12 protein-coding genes are annotated in these 19,889 nt (G+C 70.5%); 7 read left to right on the top strand and 5 right to left on the bottom strand.

Translation table 11 applies throughout. The annotated features are described in order from the left end of the window. Positions 1–4 precede the first annotated feature (4 nt). The 6 genes from IEY56_RS02345 (at position 5) to IEY56_RS02320 (ending at position 10,029) form a co-directional block, all read left to right on the top strand. Positions 5–5,767: a type I polyketide synthase gene (locus tag IEY56_RS02345; RefSeq protein WP_229711487.1), complete on the top strand. Its 5,763-nt coding sequence runs from the start codon at positions 5–7 to the stop codon at positions 5,765–5,767. Further along, a complete protein-coding gene (fabG, locus tag IEY56_RS02340; RefSeq protein ID WP_189035324.1) occupies positions 5,764–6,507 on the top strand; it encodes a 3-oxoacyl-ACP reductase FabG in 744 nt (247 codons plus the stop codon). The genes IEY56_RS02345 and fabG overlap by 4 nt, the downstream gene beginning before the upstream one ends. A gap of 71 nt (positions 6,508–6,578) precedes the next feature. Then, on the top strand, positions 6,579–7,787 hold the full coding sequence (locus IEY56_RS02335; protein ID WP_189035323.1) for a cytochrome P450: 1,209 nt from the start codon (positions 6,579–6,581) through the stop codon (positions 7,785–7,787). Positions 7,788–7,852: 65 nt separating this feature from the next. Continuing rightward, a complete protein-coding gene (locus IEY56_RS02330) occupies positions 7,853–8,050 on the top strand; it encodes a ferredoxin (RefSeq protein ID WP_189035322.1) in 198 nt (65 codons plus the stop codon). Between the two features lie 115 nt (positions 8,051–8,165). Beyond that, the gene (locus IEY56_RS02325; protein ID WP_189035321.1) at positions 8,166–8,945 is read left to right on the top strand and encodes a thioesterase II family protein; all 780 of its coding nucleotides are present in this window, start codon (positions 8,166–8,168) and stop codon (positions 8,943–8,945) included. Positions 8,946–9,027: 82 nt separating this feature from the next. Continuing rightward, entirely contained in the window at positions 9,028–10,029 is a 1,002-nt protein-coding gene (locus IEY56_RS02320; RefSeq protein WP_268241310.1) for a beta-ketoacyl-ACP synthase III, read from the top strand. Positions 10,030–10,093: 64 nt separating this feature from the next. Here the strand turns inward: IEY56_RS02320 and IEY56_RS02315 are convergent, their stop codons facing one another. Together IEY56_RS02315 and IEY56_RS02310 are read right to left on the bottom strand one after the other, a co-directional pair. Next, the gene (locus IEY56_RS02315; RefSeq protein WP_189035320.1) at positions 10,094–12,106 is read right to left on the bottom strand and encodes an AfsR/SARP family transcriptional regulator; all 2,013 of its coding nucleotides are present in this window, start codon (positions 12,104–12,106) and stop codon (positions 10,094–10,096) included. Positions 12,107–12,161: 55 nt separating this feature from the next. Continuing rightward, positions 12,162–13,556 carry a salicylate synthase gene (locus tag IEY56_RS02310; RefSeq protein WP_189035319.1) on the bottom strand — a complete coding sequence of 465 codons (1,395 nt, stop codon included), beginning with the start codon at positions 13,554–13,556 and terminating at the stop codon, positions 12,162–12,164. Positions 13,557–14,733: 1,177 nt separating this feature from the next. Between IEY56_RS02310 and IEY56_RS02305 the strand changes: the two genes are divergently transcribed. Then, positions 14,734–15,399: a TetR/AcrR family transcriptional regulator gene (locus IEY56_RS02305; protein ID WP_189035318.1), complete on the top strand. Its 666-nt coding sequence runs from the start codon at positions 14,734–14,736 to the stop codon at positions 15,397–15,399. A gap of 88 nt (positions 15,400–15,487) precedes the next feature. Here the strand turns inward: IEY56_RS02305 and IEY56_RS02300 are convergent, their stop codons facing one another. Genes IEY56_RS02300 through IEY56_RS02290 form a run of 3 tightly spaced genes read right to left on the bottom strand, consistent with a single transcriptional unit; the run spans position 15,488 to position 19,852 of the window. After that, positions 15,488–16,297, bottom strand: coding sequence for a thioesterase II family protein (locus tag IEY56_RS02300; protein ID WP_189035317.1), 810 nt, complete (start codon positions 16,295–16,297; stop codon positions 15,488–15,490). A gap of 7 nt (positions 16,298–16,304) precedes the next feature. Further along, entirely contained in the window at positions 16,305–18,020 is a 1,716-nt protein-coding gene (locus tag IEY56_RS02295) for an ABC transporter ATP-binding protein (protein WP_189035375.1), read from the bottom strand. Between the two features lie 2 nt (positions 18,021–18,022). Next, complete coding sequence (locus tag IEY56_RS02290) at positions 18,023–19,852, bottom strand: ABC transporter ATP-binding protein (protein WP_229711483.1); 1,830 nt, start codon at positions 19,850–19,852, stop codon at positions 18,023–18,025. Positions 19,853–19,889 lie beyond the last annotated feature (37 nt).

Genomic DNA, 19,889 nt, shown 5'->3' with positions numbered 1-19,889 from the left:
CGAAGTGTCACAAGCACACCAGGCCCAGAACCGGGACCTCGACGGCGTCGCCCTCATCGGCATGGCCGGCCGGTTCCCCGGTGCGGGCGACGTCGAGACCTTCTGGACCCGTCTCGAAGAGGGCCAAGAGGGCATCAGCGCCCTGACCGACGAGGAACTGGCCGACTCCGGCGTCGACCCGGCCCTCTCCACCCGCGACGGCTACGTCAAGGCCAAGGGGGTGCTGGAGGACGGCGACCGGTTCGACGAGAGCTTCTTCGGCTACAGCCCCCGCGAGGCGGAGCTTCTCGACCCGCAGCACCGGGTCTTCCTCGAATGCGCCTGGCACGCGCTGGAGTCCGCCGGCGTGGATCCGGAACGCTTCGAGGGGCGCATCGGCGTGTTCGCCGGCGCCGGTCTCAACACGTACCTGCTGTTCAACCTGATGAACAACCAGCGGGTCCTGGACTCGGTGGGCATGTACCAGGTGCAACTCGCCTCGGACAAGGACTTCCTGGCCACCCGCACCGCGTACAAGCTCGGGCTGAAGGGCCCGGCCGTGACCGTACAGACCGCCTGCTCGACGTCCCTGACAGCCGTGCACATGGCCTCTCAGAGCCTCCTCAACGGCGAGTGCGACATCGCTCTCGCAGGCGGCGTGTCCGTGACGTCCCCGCTGCGCGAGGGCTACCAGTACGAACTCGGCGGCATCCTCTCCCCCGACGGCAAGTGCCGCGCCTTCGACGCCGACGCCGGCGGCACCGTGCCGGGCAACGGCGTCGGCGTCGTGGCGCTGCGCCGCCTCGACGACGCGCAGGAGGCCGGCGACAGCATCGACGCGGTCATCCTCGCCACTGCCGTCAACAACGACGGCTCCCTCAAGGCCGGTTACACCGCGCCGAGCGTCGACGGACAGGCCGAGGTCGTCACCGAGGCCCTCGAACTGGCCGGCGTCAGCCCCGGGTCGGTGGGATACGTGGAGACACACGGCACCGGCACCTCGCTGGGCGACCCCATCGAGATCGCCGCCCTCACCCGCGCTTTCCGCACCGGCACCGACGACCGCGGCTACTGCGCCATCGGCTCCGTGAAGAGCAACGTCGGCCACCTCGACGCCGCTGCCGGCGTCACCGGCCTGATCAAGGCGGCCCTCGCCCTCAAGCACGAGGCCATCCCGCCGACGCTGCACTGCGAGAAGCCCAACCCCGATCTCGAGCTGGACAGCAGCCCGTTCTTCGTCAATGGCAAGTTGCGCGCGTGGCCCCGCGGGGACGCGCCGCGCCGCGCGGGCGTCAGCTCCTTCGGCATCGGGGGCACGAACGTCCACGTCGTGCTGGAGGAAGCCCCTCTCCAGGACGCGGACGAAGCCGGGAACGGACGGGAGACCGGCGGGACCACGGAGGGGCCACCCGTTCGGCTGTTGCCTCTGTCCGCGAAGTCGGCTCCCGCACTCGCGGAGGCCGCCGGGCGCCTGGCCGACCATCTCGAGTCCCAGCCGGCCACCCCGCTCGACGCCGCCGCCCACACACTGGCCTGCCGGCGCGCCCAGTTGCCCTACCGCGGCACCACCGTCGCCCGTACCACCGATGAAGCGGTCGCCGCTCTCCGGCGGCTCGCGAAGGGCGCGCCCCCGGCCGCGGCTCCGCAGAGCGCCCCGGTCGCGTTCCTCTTCCCCGGCCAGGGCGCCCAGTACCCGGGCATGGCCCGTCGCATCCACGCCCGCGAGGCCGTCTTCGCCGCCGAGTTCGACCGCTGTGCCGACCTGTTCTCCCCGCTGCTGGGTCAGGACCTGCGCGATCTGGTGCTCGGTCCGGACGAGCCGAAGTCCGTGGAGGAGGCCGCCGAGCAGCTGCGCGAGACACGTCTCGCCCAGCCCGCGCTGTTCAGCGTGGAGTACGCGCTGGCGAAGCTGTGGCAGTCCTGGGGCATCGAGCCGCGCGCCATGGCCGGTCACAGCATCGGTGAGTACGTGGCGGCCTGCCTGGCCGGGGTGTTCAGCCTGGAGGACGCCGTACGGCTCGTCGCCGCGCGTGGACGTCTGGTCCAGGAGATGCCGCGCGGTGCCATGCTCAGCGTCTTCCTCCCGGAGGAGGAGACGCTCGCCCTCCTCGGGGACGGCGGTCTGGAACTCGCGGCCGTCAACTCCAGTGCTCTGACCGTGGTCTCGGGCAGCCCGGAAGCCGTCGACGCCTTCGAGCAGCGGCTCAAGGACGACGGCGTCGGCTGCCGCAGGCTGCACACCTCGCACGCCTTCCACTCCCGCTCGATGGACGCCGCCGTCGAGCCCTTCACCTCCGAGGTCAGTGCGGTCGCTCTGCACCCCCCGGCGATACCTTTCCTGTCGAACGTCACCGGGACCTGGATCACCGAGGAGGAGGCGACCAGCCCCGAGTACTGGGGACGCCACCTGCGCCGGCCCGTACGGTTCCGCGACGCCCTCGACGAGCTGCTCGCCGATCCGAACCTCGTCACGCTGGAGGTCGGCCCCGGACAGAACCTCACCAACTTCGCCCGCGCCCACGAGGCGTGGACGCCGCAGCGGACGGGTGCCGGCTCGCTGCCGCACCCCGGGGACCAGACTCCCGGGGACGCATACCTGCTGGAGGGCCTGGGCGCCGTCTGGAGCGCGGGCGCGGCCCTCGACTGGGACGCCGTCCAGGGACCCGGCCGGCGCGGAACCGTGCGCCTGCCCGGCTATGCCTTCCAGCGCCAGCGCTACTGGGTCGAGCCCGCCGAGCGCCGGCGCGGCACGGAACCCGCCGTGAACTCCGCGCGCGACTGGTTCTACACCCCCGGATGGCAGCGGCTGAGCCTCCCCCAGCGGAACCAGCCCGCCGCCCGCGGTGACGTGTGGGTGGTGCTCGGCAGCGGACTCGCTCTCGGCGACGCGCTCGCCGACCGCCTGGCGGCGAGCGGAGACCGCGTCGTACGTGCCACCGCCGGCAGCACCATGTCGCACGACGACGACAAGCTCACCTGGACCGTCGACCCCACCGACCGCGAACACCTGGCCGCTCTCGTGTCGTCACTGGCCGGCTCCTCCGGCCCGACCGGAGAAGGGGGGCGCTACCGCTTCCTCCACCTGTGGTCCGCGGACTGCCCGGCAGACGGCGCGCCTCCCACCTCCGAGCGCCTGGACGCCGCACGCCGCACGGGTTTCGACAGCCTCCTCGCCCTCGCCCAGGCTCTCGGCTCGGAGCATCTGCCCGCCCCGGCCGCCATCGACGTGCTCTGCCGCGGCGTGTACGAGGTCACCGGTGACGAGGTACTGCAGCCGGAGCACGCGACCGTGCTCGGTGCGGCCACCGTCATCCCCCAGGAGACCGCCGACACCGACTGCCGTGTCCTCGACATCACCGGCACGGACCCGTCCGCCCCGTCCGGGAGCGCCGTCGGCGCCCTGCTCTCCGCGCTCGCCTCCCCCGGCACGGAGAGCGAACTCGCCCTGCGCGGGCGCCACTGGTGGGTACGCGACTTCGACCGGGCGGGATGGCTCGGCGGGACCACGGACGAAGGGGAACGCACCAAGCTGCGCGACGGCGGTGTGTACCTCCTCACCGGAGGCCTCGGCGGCATGGGACTGGCCATGGCCGAGCAGATCGCGGAGACCGCCAGCGGCCCCGTCCTCGGACTGCTGGGGCGTTCGGCCTTCCCGGCGCCCGCCGACTGGGACGGCCACCTCGCCGCCCACGAGGACGCCGATGCGACGAGCACCGTCATCCGGCGGCTGCGCCGTCTGGAATCGCTCGGTGCCCGTGTCGTCCTGCTGCGGGCCGACGTCACCGACGAGGAGCAGATGCGGCGGGCCGTCGGGGAGCTGCGCGCGCAGGCGGGGCCCCTCAACGGTGTCGTCCACGCCGCCGGACTGCCCTCCCAGGGCATGATCGTCACCAAGTCCGCGGAGGACGCAGGCCAGGTCCTCGCCGCGAAGACGCACGGTCTGCTCGTACTGGACCGGGTCTGCCGCGAGGACGAGGTGGACTTCGTGCTGCTGTGCTCCTCGGTCACCGCCGTCCTGGGCGGGCCCGGGCAGAGCGACTACGCCGCCGCCAACGCCTTCCTCGACGCGTGGGCGCAGTACATGCGCCGCGAGACCGCGCTACCGGTCACCGCCGTCGGCTGGGACACCTGGCAGGACGTCGGCATGGCGGCCGGACTCGGCTCCCGCTTCAGCCTCGGCTCCGGCACCCCGCTCGACGACCACCCGCTGCTGCACCGCCTGGTGCGCTCGACGGACGCCTCCCGGACGTACAGCACCGTCTTCAGCACCGCCGACAGCTGGATCGTCGGCGACCACCGCATCCAGGAACACGGCCTCGTGCCGGGCACCACCTACCTGGAACTGGTCCGGGCCGCCCTCGCGGAGCCCGCGGCACAGGCCGGGCAGGACATCGAGATCAACGACGTGCAGTACCTGACCCCTGTCGTCGTTCCCGACGGGCAGACCCGCGAGGTCTTCACCACCGTCGAGGAGAGCGACGGCCGGTGGAACTTCGTCGTGCAGAGCCGCACCGGCGCGCCGGGGGCCGTCTCCTGGGCCGAGCACGCGCGGGGCACCGTCACGTTCCAGGACCGGGAGCCGGAGACCGTACGGGACCTGGCGCAGGTCCTCGCCCGCTGCGAGGTGGAAGAGGTCCTCGACACCGAGGAGACGATCAAGAAGGGTCTCCGCCTGGACCGGTTCGAGAAGGGCGGTCCTCTGGAGTTCTCCTTCGGGCCGCGCTGGAAGTGCATGCGGGAGATCCAGGTCGGCCCGAAGCGGGTGATGGCCACGCTGAGCCTGGACGAGGAGCACCACGGCGACCTCGACCGCTACCTGCTGCACCCGGCGTTGCTCGACGCCGCCGGCGGCACGGCCCGCGTCCACGCCCCCGACACCTACTACCTGCCCTTCAGCTACCGCAGCCTGCGGGTCTTCCACGGCCTGACCAGCACCGTCCACGTCAGTGTCGAGGTGAAGGAGACCGAGGACGCCGCCGGTGAGACCAGCACCTGCGACCTCGAGATCCTCGACCCCGGCGGCCGGCTCCTGGTGCGGATCGGCGACTTCACCATCAAGCGCATCAACGATCTGGAGGGCCTGCGCGAGCAGATAGCGCGCGCCGCCGAGCCGTCCGAGCAAGACCAGGGCCCGGGGGCGCAGGAGGAGGGTCCCGGGGAGGAGGCCGGGGTGCTCCGTACCCTCGCCGCGGGCATCACCGAGCAGCAGGGCAAGGAGGTCTTCGCCCGTCTTCTCGCCGGCGGCGACCTCCCCGGACACGTGGTCGTCTCCCACCGCGACTTCGCCGCCGTGCGGGAACTGGCTGGCTCTCTGACGCCCGCGCTGCTCGAGGAGGAGATGGGCCAGCTCGCTCCGCCCGGTACCTCCCACCCGCGGCCGGACCTCGACACGCCCTACGTCGCCCCGAGCACCGACCTCGAGCGCGAAGTCGCCGAAGTGTGGCAGGAGATCCTCGGCGTCGAGCCGGTCGGTGTCCGTGACGACTTCTTCGCTCTGGGCGGCCACTCACTGGCGGCCGTGCAGATCGGCACACGCGTCAAGAGCCGTCTGGGCGTCGAGGTCGATCTGCGGGCCTTCTTCGAGAACCCCACCGTGGCGCACACCGCCGAGTTGCTGGAGGCCGGGAGCCGTCCGGAGGAGGCCATCGAGGTCCTCAGCCGCCACGAGGACGAGGCGGACGCCGGCCTGGACGGGATCGCGGGCCTCTCGGACGAAGAGGTCGAGGCGCAGCTGCGGGCGCTGCTGGACGAGGACGCCGACGGTCAGCAGGACGGAGGAGAGCGATGACCCAGGAGAATCCCGTGGCTCTCGTCGCGGGCGGCTCGCGCGGGATCGGCCGTGCCGTGTCGCTGCAACTCGCCCGCGACGGCTTCGATGTGGCGGTGTGCTACGCCTCCGACACGTCGGCCGCGCAGAGCCTGGAGAAGGAGATCACCGCGCTGGGACGGCGTTCCTGCATCCGCCGGACCGACGTCGGCGACAGTGGCGCGGTGGAGGACCTGGTCGACGGGATCGAGGACGCGCTCGGGCCCGTCGAGGCGGTGGTCACCTCGGCGGCAGTGCTCCGGGACGGTCCGCTGTCGGCGATGGAGGACGAGGACTGGGCCGACGTCCTGCGCGTCAACCTCGACGGGGTGTACTACGTCTGCCGGACCGTCATCAACACCATGATCGAGCGGCGGCGGGGGGCCATCGTGACGATGTCCTCCATCGCCGGCCTGCACGGCAACTCCGGACAGACCAACTACGCCGCCTCCAAAGCCGGGATCATCGGTTTCACCAAGTCCCTGGCCCGTGAGGTCGGCAGGTACGGCATTCGCGCGAACGTGGTCGTGCCCGGATTCGTGGCCACCGACCCGGTGATGGACCTGCCCGCCGACATGCGCAAGCGGTTCGAGGAACGTGTCCCGCTGGGCCGGTTCGGGACACCGCAGGAAGTCGCCGAACTCGTCTCCTTCCTGCTCTCGGAGCGAGCGGCGTACGTCACCGGTTCCACCTTCCAGATAGACGGCGGCATGGCCGTATGACTCCGCGCGGACAGGCGCAGGCGCCGTCCCGCCCCCACGCCCGAACCCGTATCCGACGCCGAAGGCTCACGATGACCCACACAGGCTGCCCCTTGTCCAACGGTCTGCCCACCCACCGGGAGAACCCCCTCGACCCGCCGGAGATCCTCGGCAGGCTGCGCTCCGAGCAGCCCATAGCGCCGATGGTCTTCCCCGACGGCCACGAGGGCTGGGTGGTCACCGACTACGCCTTGGCCCGGGAGCTGCTGGTCGATTCGCGGCTCAGCTCGAAGGGCTCCTTGAAGCACCTGGCGTTCCCTTCGGACCGGGCGATGGACTTCGACTTCGAGAAGGACCTCCCGCCCGGCCAGTTCGAGCACATGGATCCGCCGGAGCACACCCGTTACCGCAAGCTGCTCACCTCGGACTTCACGCTGCGCCGCATGCGGAGGCTCGTTCCCCGCATCGAGGAGATCGCGGCGGACCGGGTGGCCGCGATGCGCCGGAAGGGCCCGCCGGCGGATCTGGTGCACGACTTCGCCTTCCCCATGTCGTCAGAGGTCATCTGCGAGCTGCTGGGCATCCCGGTGGAGAGCCGGGAAAGCTTCGAAGCGGACTCGTCCAAGCTGCTCAACCTCGACACGGCGCCCGAGGAAGTCCTCGGCGCTCTGCACAACATCACCGGACTGCTCGGCAAGGTCGCCGCGCAGAAGTCGTCCGACCCCGGCGACGACCTGCTCACGAAGCTGGTCACCAGCGGGGAGGTCGACGAGGCCGAACTGATCGGCATGTCGCTGCTGTTGCTCGTCGCCGGGCACGAGACCACGGCGAACATGCTCTCCCTCGGCATCTACACGCTGCTGCGCGAGCCGGACCAGCTCGCCAGGCTGCGCGCCGACGAGAGCCTCCTCGAGGGCGCGGTGGAGGAGCTGCTGCGCCTCCTGACGATCGTGCACATCGGGGTGCAGCGCAGTCCGACGGAGGACATGGAGATCCGCGGGGTCCCGGTCAAGGCCGGCCAGACCGTGCTGATCCATCTGCCCAGCACCAACCGCGACCCCGAGCGCTTCCCCGACCCCGACCGGCTCGACGTCACCCGGCGCGCGGTCGGCCACCTGACCTTCAGTCACGGCATCCACCAGTGCCTGGGCCAGCAGCTCGCCCGTCTGGAGCTGCGGGTCGGCTACGCCACGCTGCTGCGCGAGTTCCCCGACCTGCGCCTCGCGGTGCCGGCGGAGGAGGTCCCGATGCGCGAGAACATGACGGTCTACGGCGTGCACGAACTGCCGGTCGCCTGGTGAGGGCCGGGCTCCGCCGAGCCTGAGTCGGCGCGGAGAGAACCACGAGGACACGGAGGCGAAACACCTTGCAGATCCAGACTGACCCGGAAATCTGCGTCGGCGCGGGCATGTGCGCCCTGACCGCACCGGACATGTTCGACCAGTCCGAGGAGGACGGGACCGTCGTGCTGCTCCGGGACGACCTTCCCTATGAGGGCGCCGAGAACGACGTACGGGAAGCGGTGGAGCGCTGCCCCTCGGGCGCGCTGAGACTGGCCGACTGACCGCGCCGCTCGGGTGCGGACGGCTGCATACGTGCCGTCCGCACTGCTGCCGGTGCTGTCGGACGGCACCGCCGGGGAACGGCGAACCACCCTTGGACGAAGGAGATTCCGACCCGTGCGCAACCCATGGTTTGCTCAGGGAGAGCCACAGGACCTCCCCGGTGTCCGTCTCTTCTGCCTCCCGTACGCCGGCGGCAGTGCCGCGGCCTACCGGGAGTGGAACCGACGTGCTTCCGGCTTCGGACAGGTGTGCCCACTGGAGCTTCCCGGCCGGGGCGGGCGGTCGGGGGAGCCTCCGGTCAGCAGGCTGCCGCTGCTGGTCGACATGGCCGCGGACGCCCTGGCCGGACATCTGGACCGCCCTTACGCGCTGTTCGGCCACAGCATGGGCGGGCTGCTCGCGTTCGAACTGTGCCGGGCTCTCGACGACCGTGGCCTGCCGCGGCCGGCGCATCTGTTCGTCTCCGGAGCGGCCCCGCCGGAGTTGCCGCGTCCGCGGCTGCCGGTACATGCCGCGCCGGACACCGACGTCCTCGAGGAGTTGCGGTTCATCGGCGGTACGCCGCCCGAGATCCTCGACGATCCCGAGCTCGTGGAGCTGCTGCTGCCTGTCCTGCGCGCCGACTTCTCCGTACTGGAGACGTACCAGTACCGGGCCCGGCCACCGCTGAGCGTCCCCATGACCGTCTTCGGCGGCGACGCGGACCCGGTGGTGGAGAGCAGGAGGCTGCAGCGGTGGCAGCGGCACACCCGCGCCCGTTCACAGCTGATCGTCGTCCCCGGCGACCACTTCTTCCTGCACTCGGCGACCGCGGAGGTGATGAGAGCGATCACCGACGTCCTGCGCCAGGTGGTGCCGGAGGCCCTTGCAAGCCCGCGGGGAAGCATGGCGTGACCTGCCCGGCCTGCCGGTCCTGGCTCGCGCGGCTCCTCGTTCGCTTTCCCCGGAACTGTGACATCTGACGCTCACTTCCCGTTTGCCGAACAACATCCTCGGAGGACTCGTGCCCGCCCCCCTCACCGGCTCCCGGATACTCTCGGTCGCCCATCACCAGCCGACGCGCGTGATGACGAACGACGATCTGTCCACGATCGTCGACACGTCAGACGAATGGATCAGATCCCGTATCGGCATCTCCACCCGCCATATCGCCGCGGAGGACGAAAGCGTCGTCGACATGGCGGCGGACGCCGCCGCCAAGGCCATCGCCCTGGCAGGTGTGGACGCCGCCGACATCGACCTGGTGGTCGTGGCGACCGCCACGGCGGTGGACCGCATGCCGAGCGTCGCCGCCCGTGTGGCCCGTCGCCTGGAGATCCCGACAGCAGGCGTCTTCGACGTCAACGCCGCCTGTGCCGGCTTCACTTACGCTCTGGCCACCGCGAGCATGGCCGTACGCGTCGGCGACAGCCGAACCGCGCTCGTCGTCGGTGCGGACAAGATGAGCGATTTCCTTGACTGGCAGGACCGCTCCACGTGCGTGATCTTCGGGGACGCGGCCGGTGCCGCGATCGTCGGCGCGGGGGGCGATCCGGGAGCGGACCACATCGGGCCCGTGGTGTGGGGATCGCAGCCGGAGCGCGGGTCGGCCATCACTCTGGGGACCTCCGGCCCGGACGGGCCGCGGGCCCTCTTCCGGCAGGACGGGCACGTCGTCTACCGGTGGGCGCTGACCACTCTCGCCCCGCTGGCACGCAAGGCATGCGAACGGGCCGGGGTCGATGTCTCCGACCTGGCCGCTGTCGTGACCCACCAGGCCAACGTGCGGATCATCGACGCCGTGACGGAGAAGCTCGGTGCCACCCGCGCCGTCGTCGCGCGTGATGTCGTCGACTCCGGCAACACGTCCGCCGCCAGCATCCCCCTCGCCCTCTCGAAGCTCATCGAGAGCGGCGAGATCTCCAGCGGCGACCCCGTGCTGCTCTTCGGGTTCGGTGCGGGGCTGTCGTACGCGGCGCAGACAATCCGCTGTCCGTAGCACCTCCGCGAGCACGACACGAGGCGGGGACCGGTGGTCCCCGCCTCCGGCCGTGCCGTGCCGGTCACGTGACGTGCGAGAGCCGGTCCTCCTTGGCCGGTGCGGTGTGGCCGGTGACGAAGTCCTCCTGTTCCCCGAGCAGCCGGATCAGCGCCAGGTCCCGGTCCGTCTTGGACTCCTGCTGTGCGCACTCTGCCGCGTAGAGCCCTACCAGGCCGTGGAACTGGTACCGGCCGTCGGACAACCGCTCCAGGAGGTGGTTGTCGGCCAGCATGACGAGCAGCCGCCGGGCCGCCTCGAGGCTCGTGTCCGCCAGGGTGGCGGCCAGGTTCACCGTGACCGGACTGCCGGCGTGCAAGCCCAGGTACCGGAACATCCGTGCGGCCTCTGCCGGCAGTGCCTGGTACGACGCTCCGAAGACGGTACGGAGATTGGCGGCCGCATCGCCCTCCACCGTCAGGTTGTCTAACAAGCCGCGCGGATCGGTGTAGTTCTCGACCGCGTTGCACAGCGGCACGTGCTGAATCTGGCTCAGTCCTTCGACGGCGCAGCGCAGTGCCAGCGGCAGCCCTCCGCAGATGCGCGTGAGGCGCATGATGGCCGCCTTCTCACCTCGGAGCCGGTCTCCCCCCAGATAGGTGAGCAGTTGCGCCGACTCCAGCTCGGACAGCGGGCCGACCCCGATGAGGTGTGCCCCGTCACGGACCGCGAGTCCGCTGAGCCGCCGTCGGCTGGTGGCCAGCACGCACGAGGCGCCCCGAGGGATCAGCGGTCTCAACTGGTCGGCGCTGAGGGCGTCGTCGAGTACGACCAGCATGCGCCGTCCGTACAGGAGGCTGCGGTAGAGACTGACACGGCCGGCCAGGTCGAGGGGCATCCGTGAGGCGTCCACACCGAGGCTGCGCAGCAGTTGGGCGAGGGCTTCCGTCGCCGAGAGGTAGCTGCCCTGCAGGCCGGTGCCGCCGAGGTCGACGAACAGCTGTCCGTCCGGGAAGCGGTCCTTGAGCCTGCGTGCGGCCTCCAGTACGACCGCCGTCTTGCCCACGCCGGCCAGACCGTCCAGCACGGCCACCGGTGTGTTCTCGCCGGGTCTTACCCCCTCGTCGGTGAGGACCTGCTCCAGACGGGAGAGTTCCGCCGTGCGGCCGACGAAACCCCTGGCCAGGGGCGGAAGCTGGACGGGCAGCGGTGTGTGGAGCGGGAGCATCTCCCTGCCGGGTTCGCCAGCCGGCTGCGGCGTGGCGGGCTGGCTTGCGGCCTGCTGCGGCGTGGCCGACTGCGTTGCGGCCGACCGGTCACGGCAGGCGGTGACCTCGCGCCCCGCGAGTATCTCCTGGTGCAGGTTGCGCAGCTCCGTGCCCGGCTCGATGCCCAGTTCCTGGTTGAGCAGATGCCGGGTCTCGGTGTAGACGGCAAGCGCGTGAGCCTGCCTGTCGCAGCGGTAGAGCGCGAGCATCAGCAGCCACCGCAGCTTCTCGCGCAGCGGCTCCTGTGCCGCCGCTGCCGACAGGTCGGCCACCACCTCGGCGTGCCGCTCCGCCTGCAGCATGTCCGACGCCCATTCCTCGACGGCCGTCATCCGCAGGTCCTGCAGCCGGGTCCGCTCCATCGCGGCGAACGGACCCGGAATGCCCGCGAACGCCTCGCCGTGCCACAGCGACAGGGCGTCCTCGTACATCGCGAGGGCGCTGCCGGAGTCGGCACGCGATTGACGCGCCTCTGCGTGGCGCTGCTGGAAGCGGATGACGTCCACGGCTTCGGGGCTCACCCGCAGGCAGTAACCGCCGGCCGACGAGCCGATCGCCGAGCTGCTGCCCCGCCGACTGCGGCCCGGGTCCAGCGCGCAGCGCAGCCCGGCCACGTAGGTGTGGACGCCGTTGGTGGCAGTACGCGGGATCTCACTCCCCCACACGGCGTCGATGATGCGGTCGATCCCCACGACGTCACCGGGACGGCTCGCCAGCAGCGCGAGGACAGCCCGCTGCTTCGGAGGGCCCAAGGCGATCTCTTTGCCGTTCCGCCAAGCGCGGATGGGACCCAGCAACTGAATTGATATGCCTTCCCCCGTGGTCAGCATGCCTTGTCGCCTCCAGAAATGGGGTGCGTAGTGGCCATCGCTGCCGGTGTCCCGGTCAGCTGTGCGACTCAGCGCGAACGGGCCGCGCAGTGGACGATGTGGTTCCCGCGCCCTCGGTCCGCACCAGCACAGACGTGGCCACGGATCTGAGCTTCTCTCTGGTCTCTTCGAGTTCACGGTCAGGCTGCGAGTGCCCGACGATGCCCGCCCCGGCCCGCAGCCAGGTCCGGCCTCCATGCGCGTAGACGCTGCGCAGAACCAGGGCGGCGTCAAGGGTGCCGCCCTGAGTGACTTTGAGGACGGACCCCGCGTACGGCCCGCGGTCGCCGCGCTCGTGTCTGCGAATGGCCTGGTAAGCCGCGAGTTTGGGCACTCCGGAGGCCGTGATGGCCGGGAAGACCGCGGCGAACGCGTCCCAGGCGCACCTGCCTTCGGGGATGCGGCCGCTCACTCTCGAGGCCAGATGCTGGACGGAACCCCGCTCCTTGACGGACATGAACTCCTCGACGACGACCGTCTCCGGTTCGCACAGCCCGGCCAGCTCGTCGACCGCGAGCTTTACGGAGATGGCGTGCTCGTGCACCTCCTTGGGGTCCGAGAGGAGTTCGTCCTGGAGCTTGCGGTCGAGATCGGTATCGCCCGTGAGGGCGCGGGTGCCGGCGAGCGGCTGGCTGGACACGCGGCGGTCGTCGGAGACTTCGAGGACCGTTTCGGGGCTGAACCCGAAGCAGCGCAACCCGCCCATGTCCAGGAGGAAGGACCGGGCGGGGGTGTTGTGCCGGCGTCCCAGCCGGTACCCCGCCGGAAAGTCGATCTCGGCCTCGACGGGTACTTCACGGGAGAGGATGGCCTTCTGCAGCCCGCCAGCACGGATCTCCGCGACCAAAGACGCCACGCTGCGCCGGTAGTCCTCGGCACCGGTTTCCAGGTCTACGTGAAGGGGCGTCAGCCCGGTCCGCCGGGCTTCCGCGTCACCGGCCGTGGTCTTCGCCCCAATGCGGCTCAGGGCTCTCTCCATGCCGGGCAGCGCGGCGGCATCGAGGCTGCGCAGGGTGGCCTGGCTGCCGGACAGCCGGATCTCGGTCTCCGGGATCACCAGGTGCAGCAGGGTTTGCGCGCCGACCTCCAGACCGGCGATGGCGTGGGAGAGTTCGAAGGCGCTCCAGCCGTACGCGGCCCAGTCGGCTATCGGCAACTGGGACAGGAACTTCCGCACTGCGGCCAGGGGGTCCCCGGACCACGGTTCCTCGTGGCACTCGTCGAGCGCCCTGGTTCGCACGGTCCCGGCGTCCACGATCACCTCGGCGGCCACGCCGTCGGCTATGGACCAACCGTCCCGCGATTCGTAGATCACGTAAGTGTCGGAGAGCTCCGATTCTGCGAGTCCAACGGCGATATCCAGCGGTTCACATGCGGTTTCTACCACGGCAGTGCGATAGTGAGCCTTCATTTCACTTCCTCCGAGTGAAGGGCGCGCCCGCGCTTAGGGGAGTTGCACCAAACCCGCCGTCGGCACCTTTTGCCTCCTATTGCTTTACGAGATTGCTCGCCAGGGACATGACACATCAACCAGGTAAACCCCGGTCACGCAACCGTTGAGACAGGGGGCTTCCAAGGAAAAATGGATCATGTACACATACGGAATGAGTGTGATTCACGCCACATCAGCGGGAAGGCACACTCAATGAACGTTGACCGAGTCGACAGGTTTCCCCTGTGCTTCCCCGGGGAAGCAATTAAGGTCGATCACCCCGGGAAGAACCGTATCCTGGACGGATCGCTCTCTAATCTTGCCTTGCGCGCCACGCGCACGCGCCAGCGGATGAAAATGCAATCTCGCCACTTCGGCACCCCAAAAGCCACGGAATACAGACGGCACATCGATCGAACTGGCCAGCGACTGTACTGACCCGACTCCCGCAGATCAACCGGCCGTTGAATGGGTTCTTTTACTTATCAGCACCCCTTGCTCAGGGTCGGCCGAAGCGAATGTTTTCGGCAGCAATTCGGGCATGCCGAACACATCGCGACGTCCCACCTCGGGCGTGCTTCTAAGAGTCGGACGGCTTCGGAGTACCGCTCTTATCCCCGTTCACGAACCGGAGAACCACTTTGCGCGCGCGCCGCGCAAGTCATCCGCCCAGCGCACGCGGATTGCCGCGGAGGCCAGGCAGATCCGCGTGACGGGAAGGCGGCCGCAGCAGCTGACGGGGATACAGCCGCCGCCGGGGCGTACGGCTACGCACCGGAACTGCCGGGACAGAGCGAAAACCGGTCGGCGCACCGGTAAAATGACACCGACGCCCCTCCCGGCTGCCGCTACGGGGGTCACCGATAGGGCGGAAGGAGGCCTGAGCGGAACGGCGGAATGAAGGCCGGAACCCGCTTACGACAACACCTTCCGGCCATCTGGCCCGAGGTTTTCGTACACACGCGTTATACACGTACGATAAAGTAGCGGTGTTTGAGTTGGTTGTCACCCCCACCGTCATTCTGGTCTCGGCCCCGCCGGCGGCAGACGGGCGGCTTCCGAAGCACTCCCAGGGCAGGGGACGTTCACAGGGCCACGTTCCCCGCACCGTGCTGGGCCGCGGTAGCGGTCGCGATCCGTGGAGGAAGATCGACCGATGCACTCTGGACCGAAGCACACCGGGCGAACCGGCCGCCCGCCCCGGCTCTCGCAGGAGACGATCATCTTCGCTGCCCAGGATCTGCTGGCGGCCGAAGGTACACGTGGTCTGTCGATGAGACGTCTGGCCCGAGAGCTCGACAGCACGCCTATGGCGCTCTACCACCACGTGCGCGACAAGGACGACTTACTGCTGCTCCTGCTGGAGGAGCACGCCAGGACGATCCCCCGCCCGGCGTTGCCCGAGGACCCGCGTGACCGGATGATCACCGCGGGCCAGTTGCTGCACGACGTACTCGCCGGCTGCCCCTGGATCGTCGAGGTCCTCGCCTCGGACGACCTCATGGCCAAGTCCGCGCTGTGGATCGTCGAGGCCATCGTCGACTCCGCCGTCGAATGCGGCCTCAGCCCCGAAGGGGCCGTCGACGCCTACCGCGCCATCTGGTACTACACCGCGGGCGAGTTGCTGATACGAGTGAGCCGGGAACGCCGGACTGCCGAAGCCTCGCGGCCCTCGCACCGCGACCAGACTTTCGCCACCCTGTCGCCGGACGCCTACCCCCGGCTGTCGTCCCTGGCCGGCCAGTGGCCGGAACTGACCCGTCGCGATACACACCGTCAGAGCCTCGAAGCGCTTGTCGACGGGTTGCTGGCCCGCGTCTGACGGGGTGTGGGCCCGGAGGCCACGGGCCGGCCGCGCCCCGGAGCGGCCGGCCGCGACGCTCCACCCCCTGGGGCGCGTCCATGCGGACTCACGGCATGGACGTCCGTGCCTCTGCCGTGGCGGCCGCGGCACGGCGCCCCTCGGCCACGACGAGTCCGAGGACCTCTTTGCGGTGCTCCTCGAGATAGAAGTGGTCTCCCGGGAGGACATGCAACCGGCAGGGACCCTCCGTGGCCTCGTCCCAAGCCTCGGCCTCCGGCTCGTCGATCTCCGGGTCCTGGTCCCCGTACAGGACGGTGACCGGGCAGCGCAACGGCACACCGGGGAGCGGCCGGTAGGTCTCGATGAGCTGATAGTCACGGCGGACGGTGGGCAGTACGGCAGCCATCAGCGACTCGTCGTCCAGGATGCCGCTGCTCGTGCCGCCGAGACGGCGCATGTCGGCCACGAGTTCGTCGTCGCTTCCGAGGTGCACTGTGCCCGGGCGTGACAGTGCGGGCGCGGGGCGGCCGGAGACGACCAGGGCAGCGGGCTCCCGGCCGGCGGCAGTCAGGCCGCGGGCGACTTCCCAGGCCACGGCCGCGCCCATGCTGTGGCCGAAAAGCACGGTCGGCAGCGGTGCTGCGTCCTGCCGGCCGGCCAGGATGTCGTCGGTGATCCGGCCGGACAGTTCGGCCATGTCCGTGTGGGCCGGCTCGTGGTACCGGTCCTCGCGGCCCGGATACTGGACCACCGCGAACTCCACGTTCCAGGGCGCTTCCACGGCCCACCTGCGGTAGTAGCCCGCGGTGCCGCCGGCGTGCGGGAAGCACAGGACGCGGGCGCGTGCGTACGCGCGGGGCGCCGGACGGCGGATCGCGCTCCCCGTCTGCGGCCGTATCAGAGGTTCAGGGGACATCTCTGCCTCACTCACTCGGTACGGATGCCAGGGACAGCTGCCGGAACTGGGCGTAACGCCCCTTCCGGTGCAGCAGTTCCTCGTGCGTTCCCTGTTCGACGACGTGGCCGCCGTCCAGGAAGGCGATGGAGTCCGCCTGCTGGGCGGTGCGCAGCCGGTGGGCGACCACGACCACGGTCCGTCCCCGCAGCAGGCGGTCGAGGGCGTTCTGGACGGCGCGTTCGTTCTCCGCGTCCAGGGCGGACGTCGCCTCCTCCAGAAGCACGATGGGAGCGTCCTTCAGCAGTGCCCGTGCGATGGAGACGCGCTGGCGCTCCCCGCCGGAGAGCACCGCGCCGCCCTCCCCCACCCTGGCCGACCAGCCGTCAGGGAGGCGGGCGACGGTCTCCTCGAGTTGTGCGGCTGCCGCGGCGGCCCGGACGTCGGCGTCGTCGGCGTCGGGCCTGCCGAGACGTACGTTCTCCTCGATGGTGCCGTCGAAGAGGTAGGCGTCCTGGAAGACGGCGGAGATGCGGCTCATCAGCTTCTCGGTCTCGATGTCCCGCACGTCCACGCCGCCGACGCGCACAGCGCCGGCATCCACGTCGTGGAACCTCGCCATGAGCTGGAGCAGGGTGGTCTTGCCCGAGCCCGGGGGCCCTACGACCGCGAGGCGTGTGGCATCGGGGACGGTCAGAGAGAGCTGGTCGAGGACGGTACGGCCGTCTCTGCGGAAGGTGACCGCGTTCAGGGCGAGATCGTTGCCGCGGGGCTCCACCGGCTCGTCGGCTTCAGGCAGAGGGTTCTCCCGCAGAACGTCCTCAAGGCGCTGCAACTCGCCCCGGGTGGACCGCAGTCGGCCAGTGAGGTCGGACAGCGACAGCAGCGGGTCCACGCAGCGCGCGGCGAGGACCAGCAGAGCCAGCACCTCGGCCGGCCCGGTCCGTCCGCCCAGCGCCGAGGCGGCTCCGAGCACCAGCAGGGCGGTGAAGACGGCCTGCACGCTGAACGACAGGCCCAGGACTCCGGGCAGTGCCGACAGGCTGGAACGCCGCAGGCCGAGCCGCTGCCCCTCCAGCGCGTCCTCCATCTGTCTCAATCCGTCCGCCGTCCGGCCCCCCACCCGCAGCGCGGGCTGGGCCCGCAAGTACTCGAGGACCCGTCCGGCCGCCTCCTCGTCGCGCCGTGCGCGCTCGGCGTCCTGTGCCGCGGTGGCCCGGCCGGTCCAGGCCAGAGCGGCCGCGACGACCGGTACGGCCGCAAAGGCCGCGAGGCCCATCCGCCAGTCGTGGAAGAAGAGCACGGCGGCCACGGTGAGCGGGGTGACGCAGGCCCCGATGAGCGGCTGGAGGCGGTGGGCCGGGACTGCCATGGCCTGCAGCACAGTGCGGCCGGCGAGTACGGAGACCTCCCCGATACGGCGGGGGGTGTACCAGCCCAGCGGCAGCCGGGCCAGATGGTCGCCGAGCCTGTGGTGGAGGCCGCGGGAGAGCACGGATGCGGCCCGGAAGCCGGAGACGTCCGAGCGGTAGCGCAGGACGGCTGTGACGGCCGCGGCTGCCACGAAGGCACCCAGCCAGGGCCAGGCGTCGGCGGGTTCGCCCCCGAAGACGGTGGTGAGCACGGGGACCAGCAGCGCGTAGGAGAGGCCTTCCGCCACCGCGGCCGCGGTCATCAGAGCGAGCGTGCGGCGCAGCCGGGCGGCGTGCTCGCCGCCGAGGACGCGCAGGAGCAGGCGGATCAACGTCACTCGCCTCCTCGTGCGATCGTGTCGCGATCGTGCGAGGCGGCGTCGGGCATGCCCAGCTGGGACTGCCATATCGCGGCGAACTGCCCGTCCGCCGCCAGGAGTTCAGCGGGCGTGCCGATCTCCGACACGGCTCCGTCGTCCAGGACGACAACGGTGTCTGCCTCCGCGATGGTCTCCAGGCGGTGGGCGATGACCAGTTGGGTCCGGTTCTCCCGGAGTGTGTCCAGAGCCCGTCGTACCTCGTGTTCCCTGCGGGGGTCGGCGAAGGCGGTGGCTTCGTCGAGCACCACCACCGGGGCCTCGATCAGCAGGGCCCGGGCGATGGAGACGCGCTGGGCCTCGCCTTCGGAGAAGGTGACGTCCTCACCTATGACGGAGTCGTAGCCACGGGGCAGTTGGAGGATCCGGTCATGGATCCGGGCGCGACGCGCGGCGCGGACGATGTCGTCCCGGCCGGCGTGGGGGACCGCCAGAGCGATGTTCTCAGCGACGCTGGCGCGCAGGAGTCTGACGTCCTGGAAGACGAAGGAGACCCGGCGGTAGAGGTCCCGGGTGGCGATGTCCCGCAGGTCGACCCCTCCGAGCAGGACGCTTCCGTGTGTCGGGTCGCAGAACCGCGGCACCAGCTGGGCGAGGGTGGATTTGCCGCTTCCCGACGGGCCCACCAGCGCCGTGACCGTGCCTGGTGGGAGTTTGAGGCTGATGCCGCGCAGGACCTCGTGTCCGGGCTCGTAGGAGAAGTGGACGTCGCGCAGCTCGACTTGGCTGCCGCGCGGGGGCAGGGGCCGGGCCGGTTCCGGCAGCGGGGGCGCTTCGAGGAGAGCGCGGATGCGGCCGGCAGCCGTCCGGGCCGCCCGCACGTCGTCGAAGCCGTGGCACAGGGCGGCGACCGGGGCGGTCAGCGCGAGAGCCAGCAGCAGGAAGGGCAGCAGGTCCGATGCCGGCGCGGTGCCGGAGGTGATCAGGGCGGTGCCGCCGGTGAGGAGGAGGACCAGCACGAAGAGCGGGGAGAGCACCAGGGAGGCCAGGGCGCCCAGGCCCGCCACACCCAGCACCCAGCCGGTGAAGTAGTCGGCGAAGTCGTCCGCGGCCTTGGTGAAGGCGCGGTGCGCACGGCCCGACGCGCCGAAGGTCTTCATCACGGAGATGCCCTGGACGAACTCGACGGCGGACCGGGCGATCCGGCCCATGGCCTCGTCGAGGGCCAGTCGGTCACTTCGCCGGGTGTCCGACATGAGTTTGAGGTTCAGCGCGAGACCCAGCAGGACCGGAATCAGTGCGATCAGGGTGAGCCACACGTTGACGGCGAAGAGGTAGACCAGGGACATCAGCGGTACGACGACCGCTGAGGTGATCTCCCCCGGGGTGCGCGCGGTCAGCGGGTGCAGTGCGGCCACGTCCTTCTGCACGACCTGGCCGAGTTCGCCGGAGTCCCGTCTCGCGTACCAGCCGAGGGGAACTCGGCCCAGGCGCTCGCCTAGCAAGCGCCGTAGTGAGAGCTGGAGTTCGCCGTCGAAGAGATGCCCGAGGCCCGAGGAGAGGCTCTCGAAGAGCACACGGACGAGCAGGCCCCCGGCGCCGACGGCGACGACGGTCCAAACATGGCTTTCCTCCACCGGTTCGGGCGAGAGCAGGGCCCGGCCCAGCTCCACGACGGCGATGAGGGGAGCGAGACCGCCGAGGGCGCTGATGGTCTTCAGCAGAAGGACGGCGCTCAGGCGGATCCGGTAGGGCCACAGCACCTCGGTGAGGGGGTTCCCTCTGGCGGTTCCGGCGAACGCGGCGCGGGCGCCGCCCCGGTATATGAAGTCCTCTTCGGTGGTCACTGCCGCCCCTCCTTCGCCGGGGCTCCCTGGCCGTCGG

Source organism: Streptomyces daqingensis, from assembly GCF_014645895.1.
Taxonomy (GTDB): Bacteria; Actinomycetota; Actinomycetes; order Streptomycetales; family Streptomycetaceae; genus Streptomyces; species Streptomyces daqingensis.
The sequence above is the reverse complement of the archived record's forward strand: the minus strand, read 5'-3'. Positions and strand labels throughout refer to the sequence as shown.

Coding starts and splice junctions, on each gene's coding strand:
- IEY56_RS02335 (WP_189035323.1), top strand. CDS start 6,579: ATGACCCACACAGGCTGCCCCTTGTCCAACGGTCTGCCCACCCACCGG.
- IEY56_RS02315 (WP_189035320.1), bottom strand. CDS start 12,106: ATGCTGACCACGGGGGAAGGCATATCAATTCAGTTGCTGGGTCCCATC.
- IEY56_RS02300 (WP_189035317.1), bottom strand. CDS start 16,297: ATGTCCCCTGAACCTCTGATACGGCCGCAGACGGGGAGCGCGATCCGC.
- fabG (WP_189035324.1), top strand. CDS start 5,764: ATGACCCAGGAGAATCCCGTGGCTCTCGTCGCGGGCGGCTCGCGCGGG.
- IEY56_RS02310 (WP_189035319.1), bottom strand. CDS start 13,556: ATGAAGGCTCACTATCGCACTGCCGTGGTAGAAACCGCATGTGAACCG.
- IEY56_RS02305 (WP_189035318.1), top strand. CDS start 14,734: ATGCACTCTGGACCGAAGCACACCGGGCGAACCGGCCGCCCGCCCCGG.